The following is a 25,981-nucleotide window of genomic DNA, read 5'->3' as shown; positions in this document are numbered from 1 at the left end:
AAACGTGTCGGAGACTGCTGCTAAAAATAAAAGCGAAAGATTATTGACACTACCTTTTTTTGCAGAGCCAACAGCAAAAAAAGGTAGTGTCAATAAAAAGTTATTCTGAAATAATTTATTCTCTGCTGATAAATAACTAAACGTAAAACACTACCCCTCTAATAGTAAAGTACTATTTACTTGTTTTTTAAAAAGTTGTTATATATAGGTTGAGTTGTGTTTTCCTATGAGCGGTTTTTAAATACTTCCCCGGATAGATAGCCTTTAACCGATACAATGGATATAAATAAAAAGCACCACATTCTTAAAAAGCAACTCAAGGAGCAAAGTGTTCATTTAAAAAGCCTGCTTGAGAATGCCAGCACCTATGCCATTTTTCAACTTTATGATGAGTCGGATGACTTTAACGAAACAGAGTTGATCTATGCCAGCCCGGCGGTGTGCGACATCCTGGGCCTGGATGCTCCCGTAACTTATGAAGATTGGTGGAAAATTATCCACCCTGATGATCTGAAAGGTTTTGCAAAGGCTGATAAAGATGCCGGCAAAACCGGGTTCCTACGCACTGCCTGCCGTATTTTCCATGCCCGTAAAAATGCCTGGCGCTGGATTCAGGTTGAATCCAGCCTGGTGAGAGAGACATCTCAAGACCCTTTTATCTTTAATGGCATTATCTATGACATAACAGAAAGAAAAGAGGCTGAATTAGCCGCTTCAGAACAAAGGGAGAATCTTCAGAAAAGCCTGGATTATCATTCGGAAAGGCTGGTCCAGGCCAATCTGAGGCTAAGAAAAGAGGTGGCCCAAAAAAAAGAGGCCCAGGCCGCCTTGCAGGAACTGGCTTCGGGAGTGGCTCATAATTTCAATAATATCCTCATGGCAGTGGCCAGTAACACTCAAGCCGCGCTGGGCTATCTGGTTGAACCCCAAAAGGCGGTCAAACACCTGCAGAATGTTTTAGCCGGTGTGGATAACGGTCGGGATATTGTCAAACGTCTGCTGGATAACGTTTTAAATAATCCTAAAGACGAGAGCGGCATCCTGCCGATCGATCTTGCTTCCTTGCTGAAAAAAACCGTGAAGTTGATAAACGGAACCTGGCCCATCCTGACTAATCCGCAAATTTCACTGGATATTAAGGTGCTGGAGAGCGACTGTCCGGTAATGATCCCCGAAGGCCAACTAATGGAAGTTCTTTTTAATTTTTTTAAAAATTCCGCAGAGGCCATAAATGGCGAAGGCAGGATCAAGACCGGCCTGTTGAAAAAAAACCAAAAGGCGGTGATTTGGATTCAGGATAATGGCCCGGGTGTCAGGCCGGAAAATATAAAAAAACTGTTTAACCCTTTTTTTACAACTAAAGGAGCCCTGGGCCAGGGATTGGGCCTGGCTATAAGTAAGAAAATAATCACTGATTTCAAGGGAAAGGTTAATTACCTGGGAAAGCCTGATTCGGGCGCTTTTTTCACCATTGAGCTCCCCCTGGCTAAAACCGCTGAAATTTCGGCCAGATCAGAAAAAAAGAACGGTTCAATTGGCCTTACAGGGCTGGATATCCTTTTGATCGAAGATGAGGCCCTGGTGGCCATGGGCATGGAAAGCTTTTTAAACAGGCAGGGATGCCGGGTGAGGCAAGTATCCAGCGTTGCCAAGGCAATGGCGGAGATCCGGAAAAAGCCCCCGCAATTCGTGGTCTGTGATTTCGGGTTGCCGGACGGCAATGCCTGTGATGTGAAACACGAGCTGACCAAAATACAATGTACTGCCCCGGTTGTTTTTCTTACCGGATGGTGCAAAGAGCAAATTATAGCCAAGCCCGGTTTTGCCGCCTGCCTCCCGGACGCTTTGCTGCAAAAGCCAATCAGTAATAATGAACTTCTGGAAGTGATAAAACAGAACCTTAATTGACCCGTAAAAAGCAACCTTCCGGCGCTTTGGGTGCGCCGGAAGGAGAGGGGCGGCAAGACGATTTGAACAGTGCCGGATGAAAAGGCAGACAGTGAAAAGTGATGAGGACAACTTCCAGGAATGCCACTGCCTTTTTAATGGTTGCCTGAGGTCGCCTTCAGACAAACGCTGCTGACCATGATTTGGTAACCTGCACCAAAGATACCACATGCTTTGGTGTGTTTCGTCGCCCTTTGGATCGTGCGGAACCCAAAGGGCGACATGCTTGCCAAGGGTGGAACACAAAAACCATATGCGCCGTAATCATGGTTGTGAGGGGTCGGTAGTATGGAGGACCTTGATACGCCTTGCCGCCCCGTCACTGGCAACAACTATACATAAACCTAAGCTAATCTGTTATAGGGTGTATCCCCGTTTTAAAGAGGGGCGCACACCCCTTTTTTTTGACTTTGAATCACCCCCTTTTCAGGGGGCCTGGTCTTAAAATCCTTCGGTTTTGATTGGTCTGGTCCAGTGTCTATGCTTCATGTATGATAGCCGGGCGGCTGGGTTTGAAGAAAAAGGCTGTCTCAAAGGTTTTCAAGATGTTTTTATGGCTTTTGCTTGGTTTTGATCTCCTGTTGTTGGGTGGCGTTCTTTTGTTCACCTATGAATCAGTTCGGGAAAAAGAACCTCGGGCCCCAAAGATCGGTCTTGCTCTGGCCGGCGGATGCCTGCTTCTGGCAGGGTTGTTAGTTTTTCTGCCGTTAATCCACATCCCTGTGGCAGTGCTTTTCAGCTGTATGGTTATTATGGCTTTGGTTTTCATGATTCCCGGTAAACCCAATCCCAGGGCAATGGCTGGCAGCAAGGGCTGCGTACAGGGAGAATTTGCCAGGTTTGATGAAAGGGACAGCGTTTTTGCCAGAAACCGTTCTTTACCGGAAGGCTCGGAACGGTATCGCAACTATTATGAAACCCACCCGGAAAAGGAAGAAACAGATAAAAAACGCCGCGCAAAGGGCGGGCCTGTGGCCAAAGCCGGTTCCATTGACAATGGATATCAGCCCAATGTTGCCATGATGGGAGCTGGTTTTGGTTTTGTGAATTACATGGGTCCCCATGCCCGGGTTGAGCCAGGGATGGAAACCGCTAAAGCGGAATTGGACCCGGCCCGGGCCACCAGGATAGTCAAGGGCCTGGCCAGGCATCTGGGCGCTGACTTGGTCGGTGTCTGCAGACTGGACCCCAGATGGGCTTATTGCAACAGGGGCGAAATTCATTACGGCAATTGGGAAGACTATGGAGCCGAGATTCCAGAACCCTTGCCTTACGCCGTGGTTATGGCCACTGAAATGGATGTGGATCTGGTTTATGGCGGCCCCCACACCCCTGGTGTGGTGGAAAGCGCCTTGAATTATGCCAAGGGATCTTACCTGACCACGATTTTGGCCAGTTGGTTTGGGGAAATGGGCTACCGGGCAACCGCTCAGCACAGTCGGAACTATGACCTTTTAACCGTACCCTTGGCCATTGATGCCGGTTTGGGCGAACTGGGGCGGCTGGGTTATCTGATATCAGATAAATACGGGGCCAGGGTAAGGGTGTTTGCCGTTACCACGGATATGCCTTTGGTCCCGGATTCACCGGTGGACCTTGGTGTGGAAAAGTTTTGCGAGGGTTGCATGAAATGCGCGGATTCCTGTCCCTCAAGGTCCATACCCCACGGTGAAAAGACTTTGCTGAGAGGGCTTTTACGCTGGAAACTGAATGAAGACACCTGCTTTGATTATTGGGCCAAGGTGGGGACCGACTGTTCGGTATGCATGGCTGTCTGCCCCTTCAGCAGGCCAAATCGCTCTATCCACAGACTGGTTCGCTGGTTTGTGGGCAGGTCCTCTCTTGCCCAAAGGATTTTCCCGTATATTGACAACTGGCTTTACGGTAAGCGCTGGAAGCCCAGAGAGGTCCCGGAATGGATCAGGCAGCCCAGGAAAAAGGCGCTTTCCAGCTAGATCAAAGCCGAAAAAGCCGCCTGATATTTTTACTTTGTCTGTCTAAAGACAATGCAACACGCCTGCATCCCTCTTGATCATAGATAGATGACCCTGTGAGTTCTTTTCATATGCTACAATTTTGGTAGGTAGGAAGTTGGCTTTGGGGGGAGGAGCCTTTTGTCCCGGGTAAGGGCATTATCCCAGCAAAGGAGTGCGTTATGGCGGTCAAGGTCCTAATCACCAGGCGGCTGAAACAAGGCGAATCCAAACCGGTTTATTCAGCCCTTAACAACCTGCGTGGGGTTGCCTTGCAGCAGCAGGGCTACATGACCGGCGAAACCCTCTTGGGTTACGATGATCCGGCCAAGCTCCTGGTCCTCTCTACTTGGCAAAGCGTAACGGATTGGAAAAAATGGCAGGAAAGCCCGGAAAGGGCCAAGGTGGATAGGGAGATAGAACCCCATCTCGAAGGTCCCACCGAGTATGAGATTTTCGTGATCGGGGCGGGCGGTTAATCAAAAAAAACCGCCTTGCTAAACAAGGCTTTCGGTTTTGGCAAAAGCACTTCCGGGGTTGTTTATGCCCGTTAAAAGGGAATAAAGGGCCGGGCGGGAGCTCATGTGCCTTGTGCATTATCAAAAAAACGGTGTGCAGAGCATACCGGAGTGAGGCATGGTTGAAAGGAGCTGATCCTTTGGGTTAAAGGCTTCCCGAATTGCCGTTTTTTCCCTGCCGGGTGGAATTGATTTTATATTTTTTAAGGCATATTTTTTTCGATTCTAATAAGTATAGCCTAATAAAATAATGATTACTAAATATTAACTGGCAATAGAGCTTTTTTGCAAGCTATATCATGCCTGTATGCCGGTTTTTAGGCCTTAGTATTGTGCTTGACAAAGCAACTATTCGGGTATAGGGCATGGGGTGTTGGACTGAATATACTTATTCGGCTATGTCGAGGTTATTGATCGGCTTTGGAGTTATTGATGTTTATTTGTCTCACCGCGCTGATTATCAGCCTGTTGGTTTTTGTGCACGAACTGGGTCACTTTATCTGCGCCAGGCGGGTGGGACTGCCGGTCAAGCGTTTTTCCCTGGGTTTTGGTCCGGCGCTTTTCAAAAAGCGGATAAAGGGAACTGAATACCGTTTCAGCGTTATTCCTTTGGGCGGTTATGTTCTGCTTGATTTTGAAGACCAGAACCAATACCTGGAGCTGCCCCTGGGCAAACGGATTATTTTTTCCCTGGGCGGTCCCGCTTTCAACCTGCTTACAACCTTGCCCCTGTTTGCCCTTTTGAATCTGCTTAACCAGGGGTTCAGCCTGCAGAACCTGTTTGTGGCTCCCTTTATTCAGACCAGTCTTTATCTGACCAGCCTGGCAGGCGGTCTGGCAGGGCTTTTTCAAACGCCGGATCAGATTTCAGGTGTGGTGGGAATGGTCTCCCAGGGCAGCCAGTTTGTGGGTATGGGGTTGTCCAAGGCGCTAAGCTTTACCATTCTTATCAATTTAAACCTGGGTCTTTTCAACCTGCTGCCTTTGCCTCCCCTGGATGGAGGAAAGATCGTCCTGGATCTGATGCAAAGTTTAAGCTCTCGCTTAACCAGGCTTTACGCGCCCCTTACCATCGGCGGATGGTTGTTGATCATGGGGCTGATGGTCTATGCCACCGGACTGGATGTGGGAAGGCTTTTTGCCTGACCGCAGGCTTAATTGGATGAAACGACCTGTTATTTACGGGCGCAGACCACCATGAGGTCCCCTTTGTCCGGGTCGAACATCCCGCCTTTAAAGCCGGGATGAACCTCCAGGATCGGAAACTTCTTGAAAAATTTGGAAAGCTCGGAAAGCTGTATAATCCTCACCCTGGTTTTCAAGGAAACCGGGGTGTCTATTTTTAATTCGGTGAGGCCGTCTTCAACCGAGCGGTAATACATGCCTTCCTTGGCTTCTTGCCAATCGGGATTTTCTTCAAAACAGGCAGGGTGGGGCAACTCGGCCACAAATATTCCACCTGGCTTAAGCACCCGGAAAACTTCACCGGACATACGGCCAAGATCATCCCAGCAAGTTACATGGATCAAGGTGGAGTGAAGGCTGATCACTGTTTCAAATGATCCATCCTTAAAAGGCAGGCCCTGGGCCGCGTCTCCCTGAACCAGGCGGGCCTTGGAATGGCTCTTTTTAGCCAGCTTCAACATGGAGCCTGCGCAGTCCAGTCCGGTCAACATGCCGATATTCAATTTTCGCAAGGCGTCCCACATGCGGCCAGTGCCGCATCCCAGGTCCAGCAAAGGGCCTTTGTTGCAAGTGCGGGCCAGCCAGGCGGCCTGGCACAGGGTGTAGTCCCGGGAAAGGCTGTATACCTGATCATAGACCAGGGCCACCTGATTATAAAAAGCGGCCCTGGTCAGGCAACTGGGCGCGGCCCTGGTCATGCGGCTTTAAGGGAAGGCCTTTTTTGGTGATGATCCGTTGTGCTCTCAAAGGCATGACCCACGGTAAGGAGGGTTTCCTCGGCAAAATGAGGAGCCATGATCTGCAAGCCAATGGGCCTGTTGCCGGCGGAAACCCCGCAGGGCAGGCTCAAGCCCGGCAGTCCCGCCATATTCACGGCCAAGGTGAAGATATCGCTGAGATACATCTGCATGGGATCATCCACCTTTTGGCCGATATCAAAGGCAGGGGTCGGCGCCACCGGGCAGACGATTGCATCCACTTCCTTAAAGCATTTTTCAAAGTCCTGTTTGATCAGGGTGCGCACCTGGCAGGCCTTGCCGTAATAGGCGTCATAATACCCGGCGCTCAAGGCGTAGGTGCCGAGCATGATGCGGCGCAGAACCTCCGGCCCAAAGCCTGTGGTCCTGGTCTTTTTATACATGTCCTTTAAATCGTCCTCGGGATCGCGAACACTAAGGCCATAGCGAACCCCGTCATACCGGGCCAGGTTGGAGCTGGCCTCGGCCGGAGCCACAATGTAATAGGTGGGCAGGGCATACTCGGTATGGGGCAGGCTCACCGGCACCAGTTCGGCGCCCAAGGACTCCAAATGGGAGATGGCGTTTTTCACCGCCTCTTCCACCTCCGGGTCTGTACCCTCTACAAAATATTCCTTGGGCACGCCTAGTTTAAGGCTCTTCACCCCTTTAAGAAGGGCGCTTTGGTAGTCAGGCGCCTCCTTGGGCGCGCTGGTGGAATCTTGCGGATCATGACCTGCTATAACCTGAAGCACGTCAGCCGCGTCAGCCACAGTTCTGGCCAGGGGCCCTGCCTGATCCAGGCTGCTGGCATAAGCCACCAGGCCAAAACGGCTCACCCTGCCATAGGTGGGTTTAAGCCCCACCACGCCGCAATGGCTGGCAGGCTGGCGAATGGAGCCCCCGGTGTCCGTACCAATGGAGAAGAAACTGGAGCAGGCGCTTACACTGGCCGCCGATCCGCCGGAGGAGCCGCCGGGTATGGCATTTAGGTCCCAGGGGTTTCTAGTGGGGCCAAAGGCCGAGTTTTCACAGGAACTGCCCATGGCGAACTCGTCCATGTTCTGTTTTCCCAAAATCACGGCGCCTGCTTTTTTCAGGTTGCCTACCAAGGTGGCGTCAAAAGGCGGTACAAAGTTTTCTAAAATCCTGCTGCCACAGGTTGTGGTTATCCCTTCAGTGCAAAGCACGTCTTTTATACCGCAGGGAATGCCCGTGAGTCTGGTGCCCCGGCCCTTTGCCCTCATTTCGTCTGCTTTTTCAGCCTGGGAAAGGGCCTGGTCCCGGTCGACTTTCAAATAGGCATGGATCAAGGGCTCTGTGGCCTGGATCCGCTCCAAAAGGGACTTGGTCAAGTCAACGGAGGATATTTCACCTTTTTCAAGGAGCTCGATCGCCTCACCCATGCTGAGTTCATGCAATTCCATTGGGTTCTACTAACTCCATTGGGCCGGGTGTCCGCCCCGGCAAAAATCAAAACAACAAGCTGGTCATATCCAAATAAATCAGGGTCAGATGACCTTGGGCACCACAAAACTTTCCTGATTGTGTTTGGGTGCGTTGGCCAATGCCTTTTCCCTGGCTAGAGAGGGCTTGACCTCGTCTTCCCTGAAGGCTCCGCTCAAATTAAGTACGTGTGTATCTGAAGATACACCTTCAGTATCAAGCTGCCTCAATTTGTCCATGGCTTTTAAGATATCATTCATTTCAGTGGTCAGCTTTTCAGACTGCTCGTTCGTCAACTCAAGCCGGGCCAGGTCAGCCACGTGATCCACTTCTTTACGGGTGATTGCCATATCGCTTTTGCCTCCAGGGCAGTTGGTGGTATTTATTTTAACCCCGGTTTTTGCCGCCTTGCTCGAAAACCATCTCGGGCCTTGGGCTGTTAATTATTGTTTTGGTCCGGGGCGGGCTGACGAACTCCCCACGGCGAGCGTCAAGGTTTAGATGATTTGTTTATCACGGCCAACCCAAAGGGGCAAGGCTTACAATGACTTCAGGGCAATGACCAGAATTTTCCGGCCATCTTGAGCGCCTTTATCAGGGCTTGGGGCTTATCCGCGTTTTCATGGGCCTTTCTCAAGGCGTCAGCCCCGGTGTCGCCGGTAAGGGCCTCCAGACAGGCCACTACGGCCCTGCCCAGGGCGGGAGGATCGTATCCTCCTTCAAGGCTCATGACAATTTTGCCGGGACAGAATTCTTCGCTGATCTCCATGAGAATTCTGGTAAGGGCGGCGAATCCCAAGGAGCTTACATACATTCCTCCCAGGGGATCTTCCCTATGTGCGTCATATCCGGCTGAAACCAAAATAAACTGCGGCTTGTACTGTCTGGCCACGGGTAAAAGTAAATCTTCGAATATCCTTATGTAATCCTGATCTCCCAGGCCTGCGGGCAGAGGGACGTTAAGGGTGTATCCCTTGCCCGAAGCCAAACCCACCGAGTTCACCGGGCCGGTTCCCGGGTAAAAAGGCGACTGGTGCAGGGAAAAATATAATACTCTGTGGTCGTAATAAAATATTTCTTCGGTGCCGTTACCATGGTGCACGTCAAAGTCCGCCACCAGAACTCTTTCCAGCTTATGGTTGTGGATTAAATGGGTGGCGGCCAGGGCCACATTGTTGAAAAAACAAAAACCCATGGCCCGATCCGGCGTGGCGTGATGACCCGGCGGGCGGAGAAGGGCCGCCCCGTGTTCAACCTCACCGTTTACGGCCATTGTACAGAGATCCAACAGGGTGCCCACAGCGGTTAAGGCAACCTTGTAAGAGACCGGACACGCCCCGGTGTCGGGATCCAGGGCCACTCTTTTACCGTGAGTCGATGCAACCCGTTTTATGTGGTGGGGCATGTGGGAAAGGGTCAGCTCTCCGACCCTGGCCTCGCGCAAGGGAACCTGCACCGTCTTTTCCAGACCCGGCCATGTTCTGAGGGCCTGATCAAGGGCGACCAGACGGTTGGGTGATTCACAGTGGTAGCTGCCGGGGTCGTGTTCCTGAAAAACCGGATCGTGGATCAAGCCTAGTGCCATGCTACACCTCGCCGACCCCTGGCGGCCACAGACTTCAGCTGTTAAGGGCTTTTTCAGGCTCTATGTGAAAAAACCCTTGGCAAGCTGAGTTTAAAGAGGCTTCCCATTTAAAACTGTCATTCCTTTTTTGAGCCGGTTGGGCCGCCAGGCTCTGCCTTTTGGGATTCAGGGAATAACAGAACCCTGCCATCATACATCACCCCGGAGAGATCGTGGGGATCGATCTTGGCCAATTGTTCGAAAATTTCACTGAGGTTATAGACCACAATTTTGGCGCCGGGTTCAAGCAGGTTGAGGTTTGAATCCATGTGCCTGGTTTTCATATTAAAAACACCAACCATATGCTCGGCGAACTTAAGCACCTTGCCCACGCCTGTGGAATAACCGTTTGGGGTGGGGTTGTCTGCATTTTCGGCCAACTTGACTCCCCGGCTGGACATGTATTCCTTAAGCAGCCTGAAATGGATGTCCCAAAGGTTTTCTCCGGGCCTGACCATATAGACGCCCCAGGCGGTAATGCGGGGTTTCTTATCCAAGGGCTTATCTATAACCTCGCCTCTTTGCTCCACAACCAGTTTGCGCTCCAGTTCGGCGATGCTTACTTCCTTGTTCCCTATTTTTATGGTTTCATCGCTTCTAAGCACTGCGTCCAGGGATTTACTCACCCCATAGGGTTTTTTACGCGCCTTTTGCTCCTCTGCGGCAGGCCCCTGCACCTGAACCTGGTTTTGCGATTCGGAAGTTTTAATTCTCACCACCTTGCCGTGGGCGCTTGGCTTGGGTGAATCAGGGGGGGTGTCGGCTGAATCAAGATTTGAGTCGGGCACATTGCCTTTGGCCGTGTTGTGGTCCACTATCAGGGCTTGGTCAGATTTGGCGTCTTTGGAGTCGGCTGTTTTGGAGGTTGTGATTTCTTGGGAGTCTCCCCAGAATAAAAACACCGCAGCCAGTGCCGCGGCCACCAGGGCCAGACCCAGAATCCAGGGCCAGCGGGAAGGTCTTTTTTTCAGGGTGAGGCTGGTTTGGGAATCATTGAAAGCGGCCATGATCTATCCTTGTTTTACCTTGGCAAGGGGGCTTAATTACTTGCACCCGCCCAAGGCTTTTTACTTAAACGATTGCCCCTTGCGAAAAAGGGCCGCGTGTCTATTCTTCGCCTCTAGTACTTTAGACATTTTGCCTGAAACTAGCAATGGATCAAACGTCTAAGATTAAGCTTCCTTTAATTTTGGGGATTAAATACAAAGCAAGCACCTGTTTTTTTGAGACAGCGGGATTTGGCATAAAGGCAGGCTATTGAATTAAAAAAGCCCCCGGGTCCAAGCTCCCGGGGACTCTTCTCAGCGGTCAATGCCCCTGAAGCATATTTTCAAATGCCTGGAATCAAAACCCGCGCTGAACCGGCTGACCACCAGGGCCAAAATAAAGCTGATAGGCAGGGCGATAATATTGGGGTCGGTGAACTGCAAAAGCCAGGCGGTTGAACCGGGCTCCGCCCAAAGGGCCAGGCTGTCCACTCCGAATATGGATCTGCAAAGCCCAATGGCCTTGGCTTCCTTGGTATGCACAAAAAGCAGATAAAGAAACGAAATCGTAAAACCGCCGACCATGGAGCTGACGGCCCCGGCCTTGGTCATGCCCTTCCAATAAAGGCCCAGGAAATAGGAGGGTAAAAAGGCGGCCGCGCAAAGTCCAAAGAAAAAGGCTGTGGCCCTGGCGATTACGCTTACCGGCAGCACCAGGCCCCAGATCATGGTTACAAGCACGGTGACAAAGACGCCCAGGCGGTTTACGGTCACCACATTGGCTCCCCCGAAGCGAAGGCCCTTTTCATAGAAATCCCGCCCCAGGCTGGTGCCGCCCACATGGTATTGGCTGGAGAGGGTCGACATGGCCGCCGCAAACATGGCCAGTAAAAACAAGGTGCCAAACCAGCCCGGCATGATCCGGGATACAAAAATTGGGATAATGGCATCCACATTCCCCTGGGCCACGTCAATCGCCACCTGGCCGGACTTTTCAAAAAAGACCACATTGGAAAGAGCGCCGGTGACAAAGGCCACTCCCGTCATGGCCAGCATGAAGATTCCGCCTATCAAGACCGCCCGGTTCAACTGTTGATCATCGGATACGGTCATGAATCGCACCGCCAGTTGGGGCTGGGCCAAAACGCCTATGCCCACCCCGTATACAATGGTGGTGTAGATTACGAGCCATAAGGGAGAGCCGGCAACCGCGCCCTGGGTCCAGCCCAGCATGCCTCCTTTTTTAAGGCTTTCCGGAAGATGGGGGGCAAGATCGGTGAGGGATTTGTGGGCGTTTACTATGCCGCCCAGTTCGGAATAGACAAAGAAAATCAAGATCAACATCATAACCAGCATAAGGCTGCCTTGAAAGGCGTCGGTGTACATGACTGCCTTGAGCCCGCCGGTTATAACGTAAAGGGCCAGCACACCCGTAAAGCAAAGCAGGGCCACCGTGTAGTTGACGCCTAAGTTAACCTCCAGCATGCGGCTTATGCCTATTAGCACCGCTGCCGCGTAAACCGGTATGAACAAAAAAATCACCAACCCGGAAAAACCCTGGATAAAACGGGAATTAAAACGCCTGCCCAAAAGTTCGGGAAAGGTGTTGGCATTTAAGGAAATCCCCATTCGCCTGGTTCGTTTGCCAAAAAACACCATGGCGATGAATATGCCCACAAAGATGTTCAGAAAGGTCAGCCACAACAGGGGGAAGCCGAACATGGCCGCAGCCCCGCCAAAACCGATGATAGCCGAGGTGGAGATAAAAGTGGCTCCATAGCTCATGGCCATGACAAAGGGGTTCATGCGGCGTCCGGCCAGCATGTAATCGGCAGCCTGCCTGGTCTCGCGCCAACCCTTGTAACCCAACCAGAAGATAACAATCAGATAAAGAATCGCCAGGATGATCTTGGTCGTCATGCTCTCTCCTTATCAATTGTTTGCGACTTGAACCTATCGAAAAAAATAAGAAAAGCGTCCATAACCACTTTTCGCACGCAAACTTAAAGCGCGGGCGTGGATGGAAAGTTCTTCTAAATGGTGCTTGCAAAGGCTTTTTCGGCCAGCCTGTTAAAGACGGGACTATGTGCTTTCTCTAATAAGAGGCCAAAGGCAATATCAGAAGGATGATCAGAATCAGGATTTCCACTTGAGCAGTCCGTAGATAAGGCAGCAGAGAGTAGCAAGTAGACAAAGTAGGTAGGCAAAGGCCAATTCCAGACTGGCAACTCCCAACATCAAAATTCCTCCTGGGGTTTTCGGTAATCTCGACCTTTTCCAAGGCAAGTTCCGAAAAGTCCGGTTGATGCGAGTAAAACCCACCTCCTGGCTGTACTATACGGATTATCAGGCAAATAAGTCAAGGCGCCGGGAATAGATCGCTCACCCGGTTTCATTGGAATAAACAACAAAAAACCCGGCAGTCTGAAAAACAGGCTGTCGGGTTTTTTTGTCGGTATTAAAATAGGCCGTTAGGATTTCGTCCTGGCCCGAGCGCGGGCCATTTGCCGGCGGAGGCGGCGAAGCGACTGACGCTCTTTACGGCGTTTGGTCTGGGAGGGCTTTTCGTGCCAGCGTTTTTCCTTGAGCTGGCGGAAAATGCCTTCCTTGATCAGCTTGCGCTTCAAGACTTTGATAGCTTTTTCTACATTGTTGTCCTGGACCGTAACCTGCACCTGAAATCACCTACTTTCGTTTTAAATTAGGCGGGGAAAGAGGGGCCACAAGACAACCAAAAAGCCGTGCTGAAAGGTTGAGAGCGTAACTGGACCTTTCCCTTACCGGGGCGTTAGTATATCCAGTGAAGCTGGGGCTGTAAAGCCCAAAATACCAGCAAACAGTCGATATTTGAAAAGTGCCTGTGTTTTTTACTGAAAAGGCATTTTGGACGCCGAAAATTCTCGTATTTTAAACTGGATGCGGCGGATGAACCCGCAGTTTTCAAAAGAGGGTGGCCTTGATGTCGAAAAAATCCAAAAGAATCGCTTTGGCCCTGGGCGGAGGAGGAGCCAGGGGATTTGCCCATGTGGGGGTGCTTGAGTTCATGGAAAAAAAGGGTCTCCCGGTAAAGGGCATTGTGGGCTCGAGCGCCGGAGCCATTGCCGCGGCCGGCTGGGCCATGGGCAAAAAAAGCACCGAGATGCGGGAGAGTGTTATTGAATTTTCCCGAACCCGTATGGCCGCCGACCCCCTGTTGCGCTCCATGGTTGATCAGGATATAGGCAGTGAGGCGTTAAGTCTGGGTGATAGGCTTTTTTCCATGTTTTGCCGGGGAAGGATGGTCAAATCCCTGCTTTTGGGTGAATCGCTCATGCCCAAGGATTATTTTGCCAAGGTGATAGAGTTCTTTTTGCCTGATATCCTGATTGAGGAAATGGAAGTGCCGTTTGCCGCTGTGGCAACTGATATCATGACCGGTGAACCGGTTGTTTTAAACAAGGGATCATTGCGAAAAGCGGTCTTGGCAAGTTGTTCCATTCCAGGGGTCGCGCCGGTGGTGAGCCTGGGCAACAGACATCTGGTGGACGGCGGGGTTGCCTCTCTGGTGCCTGTGCATGAGGCCAGATCCCTTTTCGGCGGCCCTGTGGTGGCTGTGAACCTGGAACGCAAAATAGAAGAGGATCTGCTCCCCAGGGGCGCTTTGGATATGTATCTCAGGGCCTCGGATCTACAGGCCTTGCGTATTTCCGAGCTTCTCTTGAAAGAGGCCGACTTGGCCCTGCATCCTGAAGTCAAAGATGTGCATTGGGCTGATTTTCTCAAATGTGAAACAGTTATGGAAAACGGAGAGCGGGCGGCGGAAAAAGCCTGGCCCGAATTACTGGAACTTACGCGTAAAAAAAGTCCTTTTGGTTTTTTAAAAGGGCGGTTTTGCCGTGACAAGAAAGAGGAATGAATATCTTGGATCTGTTTGAGCCGTCAGGCCTGAACCCTGAACCTTTGTCCGCTCCCCTGGCAGAGCGGATGCGCCCCAAGACCCTTGAGGAATATCAGGGGCAGGGACATCTGGTCGGTCAATCCGGGGCTGTTAAACGGCTGCTTTCCACAAATAAGCCGGCCTCCTTGATTTTTTGGGGGCCTCCGGGCACAGGCAAGACCACCTTGGCCCGTATTCTGGCCAGCTCCTGGAACAGCGTTTTCATGGAATATTCAGCTGTATTAAGTGGAGTGGCCGAGATCAGAAAGGTGGTTGAAAAGGCCAGGAAACTGCTCCAAAAGGGGCAGGCCACGGTTCTTTTCATTGATGAGATACATCGCTTTAACAAGGCCCAGCAGGATGCGCTTTTACCCCATGTGGAGTCCGGCATTATCACCTTGTTGGGGGCGACCACTGAAAACCCCAGCTTTGAGGTGATTGCGGCTCTTTTATCCAGGACCAGGGTTCTGGTGCTCAATTCTCTTGAGGAAGAAGACCTGTCCAGGATTTTGGAAAGGGCTTTGACTGATTCGGAAAAAGGCCTGGCAGGCTATCTGCCCGTTTTGAGCGACGAGGCCAAAAAACACCTGGTCAAGAGTTCTTTCGGCGATGCCAGAAGGCTTTTGGGGTCTCTGGAAACAGCGGTAATGACGGCGCCCTTGGGCAAGGGCGGGACCAGGGTGGTGGATCTAAAACAGGCTGAAGAAGCATTGGGAAAAAGAGCCCTGCGTTACGACAAGTCTGGTGATGAGCACTACAACCTCATAAGCGCCTTGCACAAATCCTTGCGCGGTTCAGACCCCCAGGCAGCCCTCTATTGGTTGGCCCGCATGCTGGAGGCAGGGGAAGATCCCCACTACCTCTTAAGGCGCATGGTGCGTTTTGCCAGTGAGGACGTTGGCCTGGCAGACCCTTATGCCCTTAACCAGGCAGTGGCCGCCTTAAAGGCCTTTGATTTCCTGGGCATGCCCGAAGGAGCCCTGGCCCTGGCCCAGACAGCCGTTTACCTGGCCCTGGCCCCCAAATCCAATGCGGTTTACATGGCTTACAAACAGGCGAGTAGTGATGCCAAGGAATACGGCCCCCTGGAAGTGCCTTTTGCCATAAGAAACGCCCCCACAGGGCTGATGAAGGAGATGGGCTACGGCAAGGAATACAAATATCCCCATGATCACAAAGATGCGGTTGTTGATCAGTCCTACCTGCCCGAACAGCTTCTTGACCGGCGCTACTACCAGCCCACCGACCGGGGCAGGGAAAGGGTGCTTTTGGAAAGAATCAAGTGGCTGGAGGAGCAGAGGGCCAAACTGAAAAAACAGCTCAAAAGAAACTGACCTGCACCTTAAGCCTTTTTCTGCGAAAAAACGAGAATATAGCAATTGGTTGTTTTCCAGTGTCAAGGCTGAATCCTTGCGCAGGGGGCCATTGTGTTAGACTTAAATTAAAATTTTATTCCCGCGTCAGTCCTAAGGGGGCGTGGCGTAAAAGGCTGTCTCCAGCAATTTTTTTACTGAGGATATCATTTGAGTTGTTCGCCGGATTATCCCGCTCGGCCTTAAAAGGGAGATAGCTGTTTTTTTGGAAAAATCTCAAAAAGGAGCAAATATGTCCGAGGATATGGTTCGCCTGGATTACAGTTATTGCACCGCGGAAGCCGTGGGGCAGAATGGTTTTTCCGATGCGGATCTGGATCGTATTGGAAAAGATGCGGCCCTGATGTTGGATTCGGTTTTGCCCGAAGCCAAACAGGGCAAACCCGGATTTATGGCGCTCCCCTTTATGACAGATGATGAATTGGACCCCGTTTTGAAAGAGGCGGGGAGGTTAAAGGATTTGGCCGACACCTTGGTTGTGTTGGGCATAGGCGGCAGCGCCCTGGGCGCTACGGCCGTGGATATGGCTTTGGCCGGGTCTTTGCGCAACTCGTTTGCCAGGCCCCATGGCTGCATGAGGCTCTTTGTGGCCGACAACCCGGACCCCAGATCCTTTGGCATGCTTTTACACAATCTGGACCTAAACCGCACGGTCTTCAACGTGGTGAGTAAAAGCGGCTCCACAGCCGAGACCATGGCCCAGTTCATGGTGGTCATGGAGATGCTGAAAAATAAGATGGGTTGGGACAAGGCGGCTCAAAGGGTGGTTTTCACCACAGACCCGGAAAAGGGAAACCTCAGGCTGATTGCCCAAAAAGAAGGCGATTTCAGGTGCCTGGAAGTGCCGCCTGATGTGGGGGGACGCTTTTCGGTTCTCAGCCCGGTGGGGCTTCTGCCCCTGGCCGCGGCAGGGCACAATATCAAGGTGCTTTTGAGCGGGGCCAGGGCCATGTATGAGCGCTGCCTTAATCCGGATTTTTCGTCCAACCCTGCCGCCCTGTTGGCCGGGCTGACCGTGGAATATATGCACTCGGCCAGGAACATATTGGTTATGATGCCCTATGCCACGGATCTTTTTGGCCTGGCCCAGTGGTTTGCCCAGCTTTGGGCAGAGTCCTTGGGCAAGGCCAGTGATTTAGACGGTAAGGAAGTGCATGCGGGCCAGACCCCGGTGGCGGCGGTGGGGGCTACGGACCAGCACAGCCAGCTTCAGCTTTATATAGAAGGCCCCCAGGACAAACTGGTTCTGTTCGCCACCTTGGATGATATGGGCGGAGATATCCCCATACCGGGGCTGTTTCAGGATATAGATTCAATCTCCTATCTCGGCGGGGCCAGCATGGGCGCTTTGATCAAATCCGAGGCCAAGGCCACCCAGGCCGCTTTGGCCCAACAGAAAAGGCCCAGCTTAAATCTAAGGTTGCCAAGGCTGGATGCCCACTGCCTGGGCCAGGTCTTGTTTTTGCTGGAGGCCGCCACCTTGATGGCAGGCAAGCTTTTGCGTATAAACCCCCTGGACCAGCCGGGTGTGGAATTGGGCAAGGTCTTGACCTATGGCCTTATGGGGCGTAAAGGCTTTGAACAAGAGGCCAAACGAATGGCTGAGATAGACTTCGGCGGTAAAAGGCTGGTATAAGACCAAAAGCGATTTTCTTTCTGAAAGGGGCGATAGATAGATAAGTATGGCGCAACAAGCCTCAGCCATGGGCCGGACGGCCCAGAATCTTGCCAGGGATGTCGAATCCCAGCGCCCTTTTCAGCTGGTGCGTTATTTTTCCGTAACCAGCTTGATAATAATTTTATTGTTTACGATTTTTATCTCCTCCATGACCAGCAATCGGGCCGGGGATCTGGTTTTGCACAAAAGGGAGCGATACGCTCTTCTTCTGGCGGAAAATTTAAACCACCAGGTGATTGTGCGTTTTGTCTATCCTGTCACCCGCCGCTACGGCAGGCTCAAGGTCGGCGAGCAACTGGATCTTCTGGACGCAGTGGTCAGAAACACCATCCATTCCTTTAAGGTCCGTCAGGTCAATATCATAGACCTCGCCGGAAACATCATCTACAGCACCCAGCCTGAATATATTCAAAGGGTGGTGAGTGATCGGGAGTCCTTCCAGGTGGCTGCCAAAGGCGGCCACGTAAGCAAGGTGAGCCCCAAAAGAGGCACCTTTGAACTGGGAGGCGGGCCGGAAAGGGTGCTTAAAACCTATATCCCCTTAAGGGACGAAAGAAGGCTCACCTCTGAACTGGGACCGCCCCAGGCGGTTTTTGAGATCACCTTGGACATTACCCAAGATTTTCGAGATGTTTGGTGGGATCAAATGCTTTTGGTGGGCAACCTGCTTTTGATGATGGCCCTCTTGTTTATTATTCTCAGGACCATAGTCACCCGCGGCCAAAGGGTGATCGACCGCAGAAACGCCCAGGAGGCCAAACTCCTGGAGCAGCTCAACCAGGCGGAGCGTCTGGCCTCTTTGGGCAGGATGGTTGCGGGTGTGGCCCATGAGATCAGAAACCCCCTGGGCATTGTACGCTCCACTGCCGAGCTTCTGGGAAGCCGGGCCGACCCGGTGCAAAAGCCCTTGGCCGAGGTCATAGTGGAGGAAAGCACCAGGCTGAACAGTATTGTCACCGAGTTTTTGGACTTTGCCCGGCCCCAGGCCCCAAAGTTGAAGCCCATTAATCTGGAGCAGGTGCTTGACCACAATCTCAATGTGCTGGTGCCGGAGGTGGAGAGACTGAATATCGAATTGTTGCGCGAATACATGCGCACCCCGGTTTCAGTGATGGGGGATGCGGATCTTTTGTATCGCGCCTTTTTGAACATATTTAATAACGCCCTGCAGGCCGCGGAAACAGGCGGTCTAAAAGTCAGGGTCAGCACCAGGGAGATCTCTCAGAACGGCCGGGATTTTGTAGTGGCCGCCATTGAGGATCAAGGCCCTGGTTTTTCCAAGGAGGCCAAGGCCAGCTTGTTTGACCCCTTTTTCACCACCAAGGAAAAGGGCACAGGTCTTGGCATGTCCATTGTCAGTAATATAGTGGCCAGTCACAAAGGGCGCGTGGAAGTGGGGGATTCCCCCTTGGGCGGCGCCAAGGTTGAAGTCTGGCTTCCTGTGGCGGGGGAATAGGTTTTGGAGCGCATCCTAGTTGTTGATGATGAGAAAAATTATCAGGTGGTTTTAAACGCCCTTTTGTCCGGCGAAGGATACGAAGTGCTGACCGCAGGCAATGGGGCCAGGGCGCTGGTCTTGGCTGCCGAGGAAGAACCGGACCTGCTTTTGACTGATATGCGCATGCCCAATATGACCGGTCTGGAGCTGATCCAGAAGTTGCGGGAAAAGGGCAGCGACTGCGCGGTAGTGGTTATGACTGCCTACGGCACCGTGGAGAACGCGGTTGAGGCCATGAAGGCCGGGGCCAGTGATTATGTAATGAAGCCCTTTGAAAACCAGGAGCTGCTTCTCACCATAAAGCGCACCCTGAAAATGCGCAGATTAATGGCCCAGAACCAACTTTTGCGGGAAGAACTGGACAAAGGCCAGGGTTTTTCGGATATTGTGGGTGAATCAGCACCCATGAAGGAATTGTTCAAGCTGGTTGATAAAGTTGCGGCCACCAAGGCTACTGTATTGATCAACGGTGAGAGCGGCACCGGCAAGGAACTGATCGCCAGGGCCATTCACACCAGGTCGCCCAGAAAAGACGAGCCCTTTATCCCGGTCAACTGCATGGCGCTCACCGAGACTCTTTTGGAGAGCGAACTTTTCGGGCATGAAAAAGGGGCCTTTACCGGAGCCGCCACCAGGCGCAAGGGCAGGTTCGAGCTGGCCGACACGGGCACCCTGTTTTTAGATGAAATAGGGGAGATTTCCCCTTCCCTTCAGGTTAAGCTGTTAAGGGTTTTGCAGGAACGCACCTTTGAGAGGGTTGGCGGAACCCAGTCCTTGACCGTGGATGTGCGTATTGTGGCTGCCACCAACCGGGACCTCACCCAGGCGGTCAGCGAAGGTTCGTTTCGGGAAGATCTGTTTTACCGCTTGAACGTGGTTCGTCTGGATCTGCCGCCTTTAAGGGACCGCAAGGAAGATCTGCCTGCTTTGGTGGCGCATTTCGTGAGTAAATATTCCCGGGAAGTGGGAAGATCCGCACCCCAGGTGACAGCCGAGGCCATGCAAAGGATATATGACCACAACTGGCCCGGCAATATAAGGGAGTTGGAGAACGCCCTGGAAAGGGCAGTGATAATGGCGGGAAGCGAAATAAAGACTGCGGACCTGCCTTTGGATGTATTGCCTGCCAAGGGCGGCGGCGAAACAGCTCTGCCCAGGGACATGACTATAAACGAGGCTGTGGAAGACTTGGAAAAACGCATGATCAACCGCGCTTTGGCCGAAACGGCAGGGGTGCAGGCCCATGCGGCCAGGGAGCTTGGGATCACCAAGTCCAATCTGGCTTATAAAATGAAAAAATACGGGTTGAGCTGAGCGCACATGCTAAAAGGACGGGCGACTAAAGAAAGTACATCGTTTTGGGCTGAGATGAACCCGGGGATCACCTTTAGTTCTCTAGCTGAAAACGGTCCCTTGGTTTCCCAGGCCGGATTCGGCTGTTACCGGGTTACCCATCGCACGGGCGAACATGGGGAGGCCCTGATCAAGGCCCTTGAAAGCGGAATAAACCTAATCGACACCAGCAGCAACTACATGGATGGAGAATCCGAGGTCCTGATCGGCCGGGTGCTTGCCGAGATGGTGGAGAAAAAGGAGATAAGCCGTGATTCCGTGGTTGTGGTCAGCAAGGCCGGATACCTGCAGGGCAGCAACCTGGAACAGGCGCGGGCCCTGGGCGGCTTTGCGGAGACGGTCCCTTATTCCGAACATCTGAAGCATTGCATTCATCCTGATTTTTTAGGGTGCCAGATAACCCAAAGCCTTGGCCGCATGGGGCTTGAGTCCCTTGATGTACTTTTGCTGCATAATCCCGAGTATTATCTGGGCTGGGCAACCCAGCATAAAAAGCTTCCCATGGCCGAGGCCAGGACTGAATATTACCGCCGTCTGAAAAAGGCCTTTATTTTCCTTGAAAAGGAGCGTGAACAAGGGCGCATAGGCCTTTTCGGGGTCAGCAGCAACACCTTTGTGGCCGATTCCGAACATCCGGAGTTCACCAGCCTGGATCTGGTTTGCCGGGCTGCCCGTGAGGCGAATGCCTCCGGGTTTAAGGTGATACAGCTCCCTTTGAATCTGTTGGAACCCCAGGCTGTTTTGAATTTAAACCAGCCTGGACAGATAAATGTCTTGGACCATGCCCGTAAAATGGGGCTTGCCGTCTTGGTCAACCGTCCCTTGAACGCCATGGCAGGAGGCCGTTTGGTGAGGCTGGCCCTGGGCCCGGCGGAAACGGCTCCGAGCCGTATACAGGTAATTGAATCCATCATGAATCTGATGGATTCGGAAGATCACCTTAAAATGAGTCTTATCTCCAACCTGGGATTTGATGTTGAAACCGAGGCTTTGGTGCTTAATGATCTGAGCGTGGGCAAGACTTTGGTGACAACCTGGCAGCAGATGAGCGGGCTGGAGCATTTTCAGGCTGTGGAATCCGGTTATCTGGCTCCCAAGGTAAACCAGGCCCTGGGTCTTTTAGCCCGCAGACTTGCCGAATCCAAGGAAGGAATCATGGTTTTGGAGCGGCATGTAAAGATTTTGCGGGCTGCTTTTGATCAGGTGGCTTTGTGGCACAAATTCCAGGATCGGGAGATCTCGGCCAAGGTATGGCAAAATGCAACCGCGGCTGTGCCTGATTGGGCCAAGGCCGGTACGCTGGGGCATATGGCCGTGAGAGCGGCCCGATGCACCAAAGGGGTGACTTCAGTCTTGATAGGCATGCGAAAACCCCAGTATGTAGTGGATGTTATAGGTGAGTTGGCCCAAAAGTGCGGACCGCCCGCCGATGCTCGCACCTGGTCTGATCTGGTGGATCTGGCTCATGATTCCCTGGCTGTGGATCAATGGTGAAATTTAAAGTATTACTTTAATTATTGCGGGGCCGAATTGTGAGCTCAGGGGAATTTACAGGTTTTTCAGATGATTGTTTAAATTTTTTAGCAGACCTGGCTAAGAATAATAACAAAGCCTGGTTCGAGGAAAATAAACCACGTTATCAAGAATCAGTGCTTGAACCCAGTCGCGCTTTTGTCAGGGCACTGTCCAGGCGGTTTCCCGGGGAGTTGAGATCCGGCCTGGTGGCTGACCCCAGGATCAACAAGTCACTCTTTAAAATTTATCGTGACACCCGTTTTTCCAAGGATAAAACGCCGTTTAAAACCCATGTGGGGTTGTGGTTCTGGGAAGGCGACAAAAAACGCATGGAATGGCCGGGGTTTTATTTTCACTTGGAGCCCAACCGGTTTTTTGTTGCCGCAGGCATGCATCATTTTCCCCAAACGATTCTCCCTGTTTACCGCAAGGCAGTGGTCCATGAAAAATTGGGTGCGGCCTTGTCCGAGCTGGACGCGGAGATGAAAAAGAAGGGTCTTGAGTTGTCCGGCAGGCATTACAAGATGACTCCCCGCGGATTTGATAAAGAGCATGTAAACGCAAAATTTCTTTTGTTTAACGGCCTGACCCTGGGCCGGGAAAGCCTGCCTGGACCTCTGGTGAATCAGGCGGGCCTGGTGGATCATTGTCTGAAAATCTGGCAGGAGATGCTTCCTTTGCATAACTGGCTTCTGCAGATGCTTAAAACCGTTTAACCTTATATCCCCTATAAATCGAGATTATCCATGGGGCGTGACCGTCGGCTTTAGGGCGCCCGGCTAGACCAGTCGTGCTCCGCCGTCGACCGCCAAAGATGTTCCGGTGATATAGGCGCTTTTCATGAGATAGATAAAGGCGTCGGCTACCTCATCGGGGGAGGCGATTCTTTTGGCAGGGAAGTTTTGGGCTAATTCCTCCACTTCCGGGGGCTTTGGCGCCACAAATCCGGGGCTTACCAGGTTCACCCTTATTGGAGCAAGCTCAACGGCCAGCGACCGGCAGAGAGCCTCAATTGCACTGTTGATAATGCACATGGTTGAATGGTTTCGGAATATTTTTTCACCGGCAATGCCCGAAGTCAGGATGATGCTGCCATAGGGGTTGATGCGCCCCTTTTGGATAAGCCGGTAGGTTCCCCAAAATTTAGTATTGAATGCTTTTTGGGCCTCTTTGAAGTCTGTTTCGGCAAAGGGACCCGGAATTATTTCAGGCCTGGTGGCCACGGCCAGGTGATCGATATCCCCGATTATTTGCCAGAGCGATTCCGGTTCGGCTGTCACATCAAAAGAACATGTTTCGATCTCATGGCCAATGAGTGATGTCAACTCCTGTTGCTTTTCCGCGGCGCTTCGGGAAGCAATCATGACTTTGCCTCCAGCCTTGCAGGCTTTTTGGGCCACTGCCAGGCCGATCCCGGAACTGCCGCCAACTATGAGTATCTTTTTATTTTGCAGGGAATTGTCCATGTTTAATGCCTGGAAGGGATTAACCCAAATTAGGCCGTTGTCGCCGCTATTGTGAAGACCCATAGGCAGAGTAGACACCATGGCAAGGTCAACGACTTTTTTACTCACTGAGATGGCATGAAAATTCGGGGAAGGAATTTCGCCCCTGACCGGAGCAGTGTAAAATATTTTTTCCCCGGTCAATTTCTTTCGCCTTTTGCCCTTCATGCCAGGTAAAAAGGCCTTGAAGCCTCTCTGATGAGAGGTTACGGCCTTTTTTGGTCTCGATAATGGCCTATAATCAGGCTTTGACCACCTTTTCATGGTCTTTAAACACGCCCCTGCTGTCTACAATGCAGTTGGCGTGTTCCAAAAGAAGGTCATAGTCATAGGCATCATGATCTGTCACCAGAAGCAGGCAGTCATAGCTGCTGATCACCTCGGCAGTGAGATCAACCGAGGTCATATCCCGATACATGCGCCTGGTTTTGGGGAAAGCCGGAATATGCGGGTCTGAATAGTCCAGTGTCGCGCCCTTGGCTTCCAGAAGTTCGATGACTTCCAGGGCAGGGGATTCACGCATATCGTCTACGTTTTTCTTGTAGGCAATACCCAGAATCAGGATTTTGGCCCCTTTCAGGGCCTTGCCCTTTTCGTTTAAGGCAGAAACAGTCTTTTCAACCACATACTGGGGCATATTGTTGTTGATCTGACCGGCCAGCTCAATGAACCTGGTGTGTACGCCGTATTCCTTGGCCTTCCAGGTCAGATAAAAGGGGTCAATGGGAATGCAGTGGCCGCCCAGTCCAGGACCGGGGTAAAAGGCCTTGAACCCAAAAGGTTTGGAAGATGCAGCCTTGATAACTTCATGAATGTCTATATCCATGCGGTCGGCCACCATCTTAAGCTCATTAACCAGTCCTATATTCACGGCCCGATAGATATTTTCCAAAAGTTTGGTCATCTCGGCCGCTCTGGGAGAACTGACCGGCACAACCTTGGCTATGGCCTGCTCATAGAGCTGTTTGCCAACCTCCAGGCAGTTGGGGGTCATTCCTCCCACCACCTTGGGGATAGTCTTGGTTTCGAAGTTGGGGTTGCCCGGATCTTCCCGTTCCGGGGAATAGCCCACGAAAAAGTCCTGGCCCGGAATGAATCCGCGTTCCAGGATATGGGGCAGAATTACTTCTTCCGTGGTTCCGGGATAGGTGGTTGACTCAAGGGAAAGGTACTGGCCTGCCCTGAGATGGGGGGCAAGGCTCTTTATGGTGCTGATTACATAGGAAAGGTCGGGCTCCATATGCTTGTCCAGAGGTGTGGGGACGCAGATCAAAAGAACGTCCGCTTCACCGGCCCTGGAAAAATCATCAGTAGCCTCAAATCCCCCTGTTTTAACAGCCTGGGACAATTTTTCTGAGCCGATATGCTGTATATAGCTTTTGCCTTGGTTCAGGGAATTGATTTTGTTTGCATCAATATCAAAGCCCACCACCTTGAAACCGGCTCGATTAAATGCCAACCCCAAGGGGAGTCCCACATAACCCATACCCACAATACCGATCAGGGCTGACTTGTCATTTATGGCTTTCAGTAACTTTTCCAAATGCATATACAATCCTTGTGTATTGACCAACTTCGGAAATATAAACTAGATACGCAAGAAAAGCCAGTCCCATACAGCAACAGATCGGGAAAATTAAGTCTACTTGAACAGTCTTGTTCCAAAGGAAAGGTCAATCTCATGGAGTTAAAAACAGTTTCCTTGTCGGGGGGGGGCTGTCAAAATTTATATTAAATAATTTAACCCGCCGTTTTTTATTGTTGGCGATGGAACAGATAAGGGGTGTCAAGGCGCTTGTGATAGAAAACGCCTTAAAACCCCTTCTATGAAAAGTTTTTTTCGCTAAGCCGGGCCTTGCAGCTCAAATCACGGTTACTCTTCAAATAACCTTTTATTATTTTCCATGGGTTTGGGCAATGCGTTCAAACATGGTGACCAATCCGGCGGTCAGGAAATACAGACCGTCGGTTATCAGGTTTTCCGTGGCCGAGACATCGAACAGAAGATTCAAGTTGGAATCCAGGCCGTCTTCAGGCTTGCTATATGAAATCAGCACAGGAACCTTGGGCACGGGATATACAATCATGGCCAGGTCGGCGGGGTATTCATCTGTCACATCCCTGGCCTGGAATATGCTCAGCATAAAGCTGATCATATCAAAATAGTTGTCTATGATGTTGTGCAGAGGCTTTTCTCCCCTTTGGTAGAAAAGCCGGTACCAGTCTCCACCACCGGGGAGCTGGCGCAGGGTGACCCATTCGCCCTTTGGCTCCACCCCCTTGCCGTGGCAGGCATAGGCCAAAAGAACCACGGACAGCCAGGGGTTTGTATGGCAATCCGCCGAGATCACGCCCTGTTGATTCACATAAAAAGGTTTGCCCAGCATATCCACTCTTAATTTACCGTCTTTATAGGGCAACCCCAATCGCTTCGCAGCCTGGGCAAGATCAATTTTCTTTATCTCAGCCTGCCATTGTTTAACCACATCCCTGACGTCTTCTTCATTGGCGGAAGATGTCTTTTCTATACCTGCGAATAAATCAGCCGCTTCATCCGATACATAGGGACAGCCGGTAATGGGCCTGGATCCCTGAGACACGGCTACGGCAAATGCAACGCAAGTAGGCAGGCCACACTCTTTACAATTGGTTTTATTCAGATATTTGAATACATCCAGATAAGCAACCTGGGCTGTCATGGTGCGCTCCTTTTTCATTTTTTCACCT

Annotated in this window: 22 protein-coding genes; 11 read left to right on the top strand and 11 right to left on the bottom strand. The window is 51.6% G+C overall.

Annotation, left to right across the window (positions count from 1 at the left end; genetic code table 11):
- Window positions 1-276 precede the first annotated feature (276 nt).
- The 4 genes from X474_RS09685 (at window position 277) to X474_RS09670 (ending at window position 5,584) form a co-directional block, all read left to right on the top strand.
- Window positions 277-1,908 carry a hybrid sensor histidine kinase/response regulator gene (locus X474_RS09685; RefSeq protein ID WP_044348524.1) on the top strand — a complete coding sequence of 544 codons (1,632 nt, stop codon included), beginning with the start codon at window positions 277-279 and terminating at the stop codon, window positions 1,906-1,908.
- 551 nt (window positions 1,909-2,459) lie between these two features.
- The gene (locus X474_RS09680; RefSeq protein WP_052515064.1) at window positions 2,460-3,902 is read left to right on the top strand and encodes a reductive dehalogenase; all 1,443 of its coding nucleotides are present in this window, start codon (window positions 2,460-2,462) and stop codon (window positions 3,900-3,902) included.
- Between the two features lie 200 nt (window positions 3,903-4,102).
- On the top strand, window positions 4,103-4,399 hold the full coding sequence (locus X474_RS09675) for an antibiotic biosynthesis monooxygenase family protein (protein ID WP_044348522.1): 297 nt from the start codon (window positions 4,103-4,105) through the stop codon (window positions 4,397-4,399).
- A 471-nt stretch (window positions 4,400-4,870) separates the two neighbouring features.
- Window positions 4,871-5,584 carry a site-2 protease family protein gene (locus X474_RS09670; RefSeq protein ID WP_044348521.1) on the top strand — a complete coding sequence of 238 codons (714 nt, stop codon included), beginning with the start codon at window positions 4,871-4,873 and terminating at the stop codon, window positions 5,582-5,584.
- 29 nt (window positions 5,585-5,613) lie between these two features.
- Here X474_RS09670 and X474_RS09665 read toward each other — a convergent pair whose 3' ends face one another.
- From X474_RS09665 to rpsU, 8 genes are all read right to left on the bottom strand, one after another.
- Complete coding sequence (locus tag X474_RS09665; RefSeq protein ID WP_052515063.1) at window positions 5,614-6,321, bottom strand: class I SAM-dependent methyltransferase; 708 nt, start codon at window positions 6,319-6,321, stop codon at window positions 5,614-5,616.
- A complete protein-coding gene (gatA, locus tag X474_RS09660) occupies window positions 6,318-7,787 on the bottom strand; it encodes an Asp-tRNA(Asn)/Glu-tRNA(Gln) amidotransferase subunit GatA (RefSeq protein WP_044348520.1) in 1,470 nt (489 codons plus the stop codon). Before gatA ends, X474_RS09665 begins: the two co-directional genes overlap by 4 nt.
- An 84-nt stretch (window positions 7,788-7,871) precedes the next feature.
- The gene (gene gatC / locus X474_RS09655) at window positions 7,872-8,156 is read right to left on the bottom strand and encodes an Asp-tRNA(Asn)/Glu-tRNA(Gln) amidotransferase subunit GatC (RefSeq protein WP_044348519.1); all 285 of its coding nucleotides are present in this window, start codon (window positions 8,154-8,156) and stop codon (window positions 7,872-7,874) included.
- Between the two features lie 200 nt (window positions 8,157-8,356).
- Window positions 8,357-9,391, bottom strand: coding sequence for a histone deacetylase family protein (locus tag X474_RS09650; RefSeq protein WP_044348518.1), 1,035 nt, complete (start codon window positions 9,389-9,391; stop codon window positions 8,357-8,359).
- A gap of 116 nt (window positions 9,392-9,507) precedes the next feature.
- On the bottom strand, window positions 9,508-10,437 hold the full coding sequence (locus X474_RS09645) for a hypothetical protein (RefSeq protein ID WP_052515062.1): 930 nt from the start codon (window positions 10,435-10,437) through the stop codon (window positions 9,508-9,510).
- A 294-nt stretch (window positions 10,438-10,731) separates the two neighbouring features.
- On the bottom strand, window positions 10,732-12,336 hold the full coding sequence (locus X474_RS09640) for a sodium:solute symporter family protein (RefSeq protein WP_044348517.1): 1,605 nt from the start codon (window positions 12,334-12,336) through the stop codon (window positions 10,732-10,734).
- Window positions 12,337-12,552: 216 nt separating this feature from the next.
- Window positions 12,553-12,654, bottom strand: coding sequence for a symporter small accessory protein (locus tag X474_RS27240; protein WP_353743130.1), 102 nt, complete (start codon window positions 12,652-12,654; stop codon window positions 12,553-12,555).
- Between the two features lie 233 nt (window positions 12,655-12,887).
- On the bottom strand, window positions 12,888-13,091 hold the full coding sequence (gene rpsU / locus X474_RS09635) for a 30S ribosomal protein S21 (RefSeq protein ID WP_044348515.1): 204 nt from the start codon (window positions 13,089-13,091) through the stop codon (window positions 12,888-12,890).
- Window positions 13,092-13,375: 284 nt separating this feature from the next.
- Here rpsU and X474_RS09630 point away from each other — a divergent pair, with 284 nt between their 5' ends.
- From X474_RS09630 to X474_RS09600, 7 genes are all read left to right on the top strand, one after another.
- On the top strand, window positions 13,376-14,311 hold the full coding sequence (locus X474_RS09630; protein ID WP_044348513.1) for a patatin-like phospholipase family protein: 936 nt from the start codon (window positions 13,376-13,378) through the stop codon (window positions 14,309-14,311).
- Complete coding sequence (locus X474_RS09625; RefSeq protein WP_044348511.1) at window positions 14,308-15,666, top strand: replication-associated recombination protein A; 1,359 nt, start codon at window positions 14,308-14,310, stop codon at window positions 15,664-15,666. The genes X474_RS09630 and X474_RS09625 overlap by 4 nt, the downstream gene beginning before the upstream one ends.
- Window positions 15,667-15,937: 271 nt before the next feature.
- Window positions 15,938-17,341 (top strand): glucose-6-phosphate isomerase, encoded by a 1,404-nt coding sequence (locus X474_RS09620; RefSeq protein WP_044348509.1) that lies wholly within the window; start codon window positions 15,938-15,940, stop codon window positions 17,339-17,341.
- 46 nt (window positions 17,342-17,387) lie between these two features.
- Window positions 17,388-18,839, top strand: coding sequence for a two-component system sensor histidine kinase NtrB (locus tag X474_RS09615; protein WP_052515061.1), 1,452 nt, complete (start codon window positions 17,388-17,390; stop codon window positions 18,837-18,839).
- A 3-nt stretch (window positions 18,840-18,842) separates the two neighbouring features.
- Window positions 18,843-20,195: a sigma-54-dependent transcriptional regulator gene (locus X474_RS09610; RefSeq protein WP_044348507.1), complete on the top strand. Its 1,353-nt coding sequence runs from the start codon at window positions 18,843-18,845 to the stop codon at window positions 20,193-20,195.
- 6 nt (window positions 20,196-20,201) lie between these two features.
- Window positions 20,202-21,728 carry an aldo/keto reductase gene (locus X474_RS09605; protein ID WP_082464278.1) on the top strand — a complete coding sequence of 509 codons (1,527 nt, stop codon included), beginning with the start codon at window positions 20,202-20,204 and terminating at the stop codon, window positions 21,726-21,728.
- 38 nt (window positions 21,729-21,766) lie between these two features.
- Complete coding sequence (locus X474_RS09600; RefSeq protein WP_052515059.1) at window positions 21,767-22,465, top strand: DUF2461 domain-containing protein; 699 nt, start codon at window positions 21,767-21,769, stop codon at window positions 22,463-22,465.
- 63 nt (window positions 22,466-22,528) lie between these two features.
- Here X474_RS09600 and X474_RS09595 read toward each other — a convergent pair whose 3' ends face one another.
- From X474_RS09595 to X474_RS09585, 3 genes are all read right to left on the bottom strand, one after another.
- Window positions 22,529-23,215, bottom strand: a complete 687-nt coding sequence (locus X474_RS09595; RefSeq protein ID WP_044348540.1) for an SDR family oxidoreductase — start codon at window positions 23,213-23,215, stop codon at window positions 22,529-22,531.
- A 280-nt stretch (window positions 23,216-23,495) separates the two neighbouring features.
- Window positions 23,496-24,803 carry a nucleotide sugar dehydrogenase gene (locus X474_RS09590; protein ID WP_044348505.1) on the bottom strand — a complete coding sequence of 436 codons (1,308 nt, stop codon included), beginning with the start codon at window positions 24,801-24,803 and terminating at the stop codon, window positions 23,496-23,498.
- Between the two features lie 346 nt (window positions 24,804-25,149).
- The gene (locus X474_RS09585; protein WP_052515058.1) at window positions 25,150-25,971 is read right to left on the bottom strand and encodes a DUF3786 domain-containing protein; all 822 of its coding nucleotides are present in this window, start codon (window positions 25,969-25,971) and stop codon (window positions 25,150-25,152) included.
- Window positions 25,972-25,981 lie beyond the last annotated feature (10 nt).

The sequence above is a fragment of the Dethiosulfatarculus sandiegensis genome (assembly GCF_000931935.2).
Lineage (GTDB): Bacteria > Desulfobacterota > Desulfarculia > Desulfarculales > Desulfarculaceae > Dethiosulfatarculus > Dethiosulfatarculus sandiegensis.
Note: the sequence above shows the minus strand (reverse complement) of the source record. Positions and strands in the feature narration are given on the sequence as shown.

Coding starts and splice junctions, on each gene's coding strand:
- X474_RS09685 (WP_044348524.1), top strand. CDS start 277: ATGGATATAAATAAAAAGCACCACATTCTTAAAAAGCAACTCAAGGAG.
- X474_RS09675 (WP_044348522.1), top strand. CDS start 4,103: ATGGCGGTCAAGGTCCTAATCACCAGGCGGCTGAAACAAGGCGAATCC.
- X474_RS09670 (WP_044348521.1), top strand. CDS start 4,871: ATGTTTATTTGTCTCACCGCGCTGATTATCAGCCTGTTGGTTTTTGTG.
- X474_RS09665 (WP_052515063.1), bottom strand. CDS start 6,321: ATGACCAGGGCCGCGCCCAGTTGCCTGACCAGGGCCGCTTTTTATAAT.
- gatA (WP_044348520.1), bottom strand. CDS start 7,787: ATGGAATTGCATGAACTCAGCATGGGTGAGGCGATCGAGCTCCTTGAA.
- gatC (WP_044348519.1), bottom strand. CDS start 8,156: ATGGCAATCACCCGTAAAGAAGTGGATCACGTGGCTGACCTGGCCCGG.
- X474_RS09650 (WP_044348518.1), bottom strand. CDS start 9,391: ATGGCACTAGGCTTGATCCACGATCCGGTTTTTCAGGAACACGACCCC.
- X474_RS09645 (WP_052515062.1), bottom strand. CDS start 10,437: ATGGCCGCTTTCAATGATTCCCAAACCAGCCTCACCCTGAAAAAAAGA.
- X474_RS09640 (WP_044348517.1), bottom strand. CDS start 12,336: ATGACGACCAAGATCATCCTGGCGATTCTTTATCTGATTGTTATCTTC.
- X474_RS27240 (WP_353743130.1), bottom strand. CDS start 12,654: ATGTTGGGAGTTGCCAGTCTGGAATTGGCCTTTGCCTACCTACTTTGT.
- X474_RS09630 (WP_044348513.1), top strand. CDS start 13,376: ATGTCGAAAAAATCCAAAAGAATCGCTTTGGCCCTGGGCGGAGGAGGA.
- X474_RS09625 (WP_044348511.1), top strand. CDS start 14,308: ATGAATATCTTGGATCTGTTTGAGCCGTCAGGCCTGAACCCTGAACCT.
- X474_RS09620 (WP_044348509.1), top strand. CDS start 15,938: ATGTCCGAGGATATGGTTCGCCTGGATTACAGTTATTGCACCGCGGAA.
- X474_RS09615 (WP_052515061.1), top strand. CDS start 17,388: ATGGCGCAACAAGCCTCAGCCATGGGCCGGACGGCCCAGAATCTTGCC.
- X474_RS09605 (WP_082464278.1), top strand. CDS start 20,202: ATGCTAAAAGGACGGGCGACTAAAGAAAGTACATCGTTTTGGGCTGAG.
- X474_RS09595 (WP_044348540.1), bottom strand. CDS start 23,215: ATGGACAATTCCCTGCAAAATAAAAAGATACTCATAGTTGGCGGCAGT.
- X474_RS09590 (WP_044348505.1), bottom strand. CDS start 24,803: ATGCATTTGGAAAAGTTACTGAAAGCCATAAATGACAAGTCAGCCCTG.
- X474_RS09585 (WP_052515058.1), bottom strand. CDS start 25,971: ATGAAAAAGGAGCGCACCATGACAGCCCAGGTTGCTTATCTGGATGTA.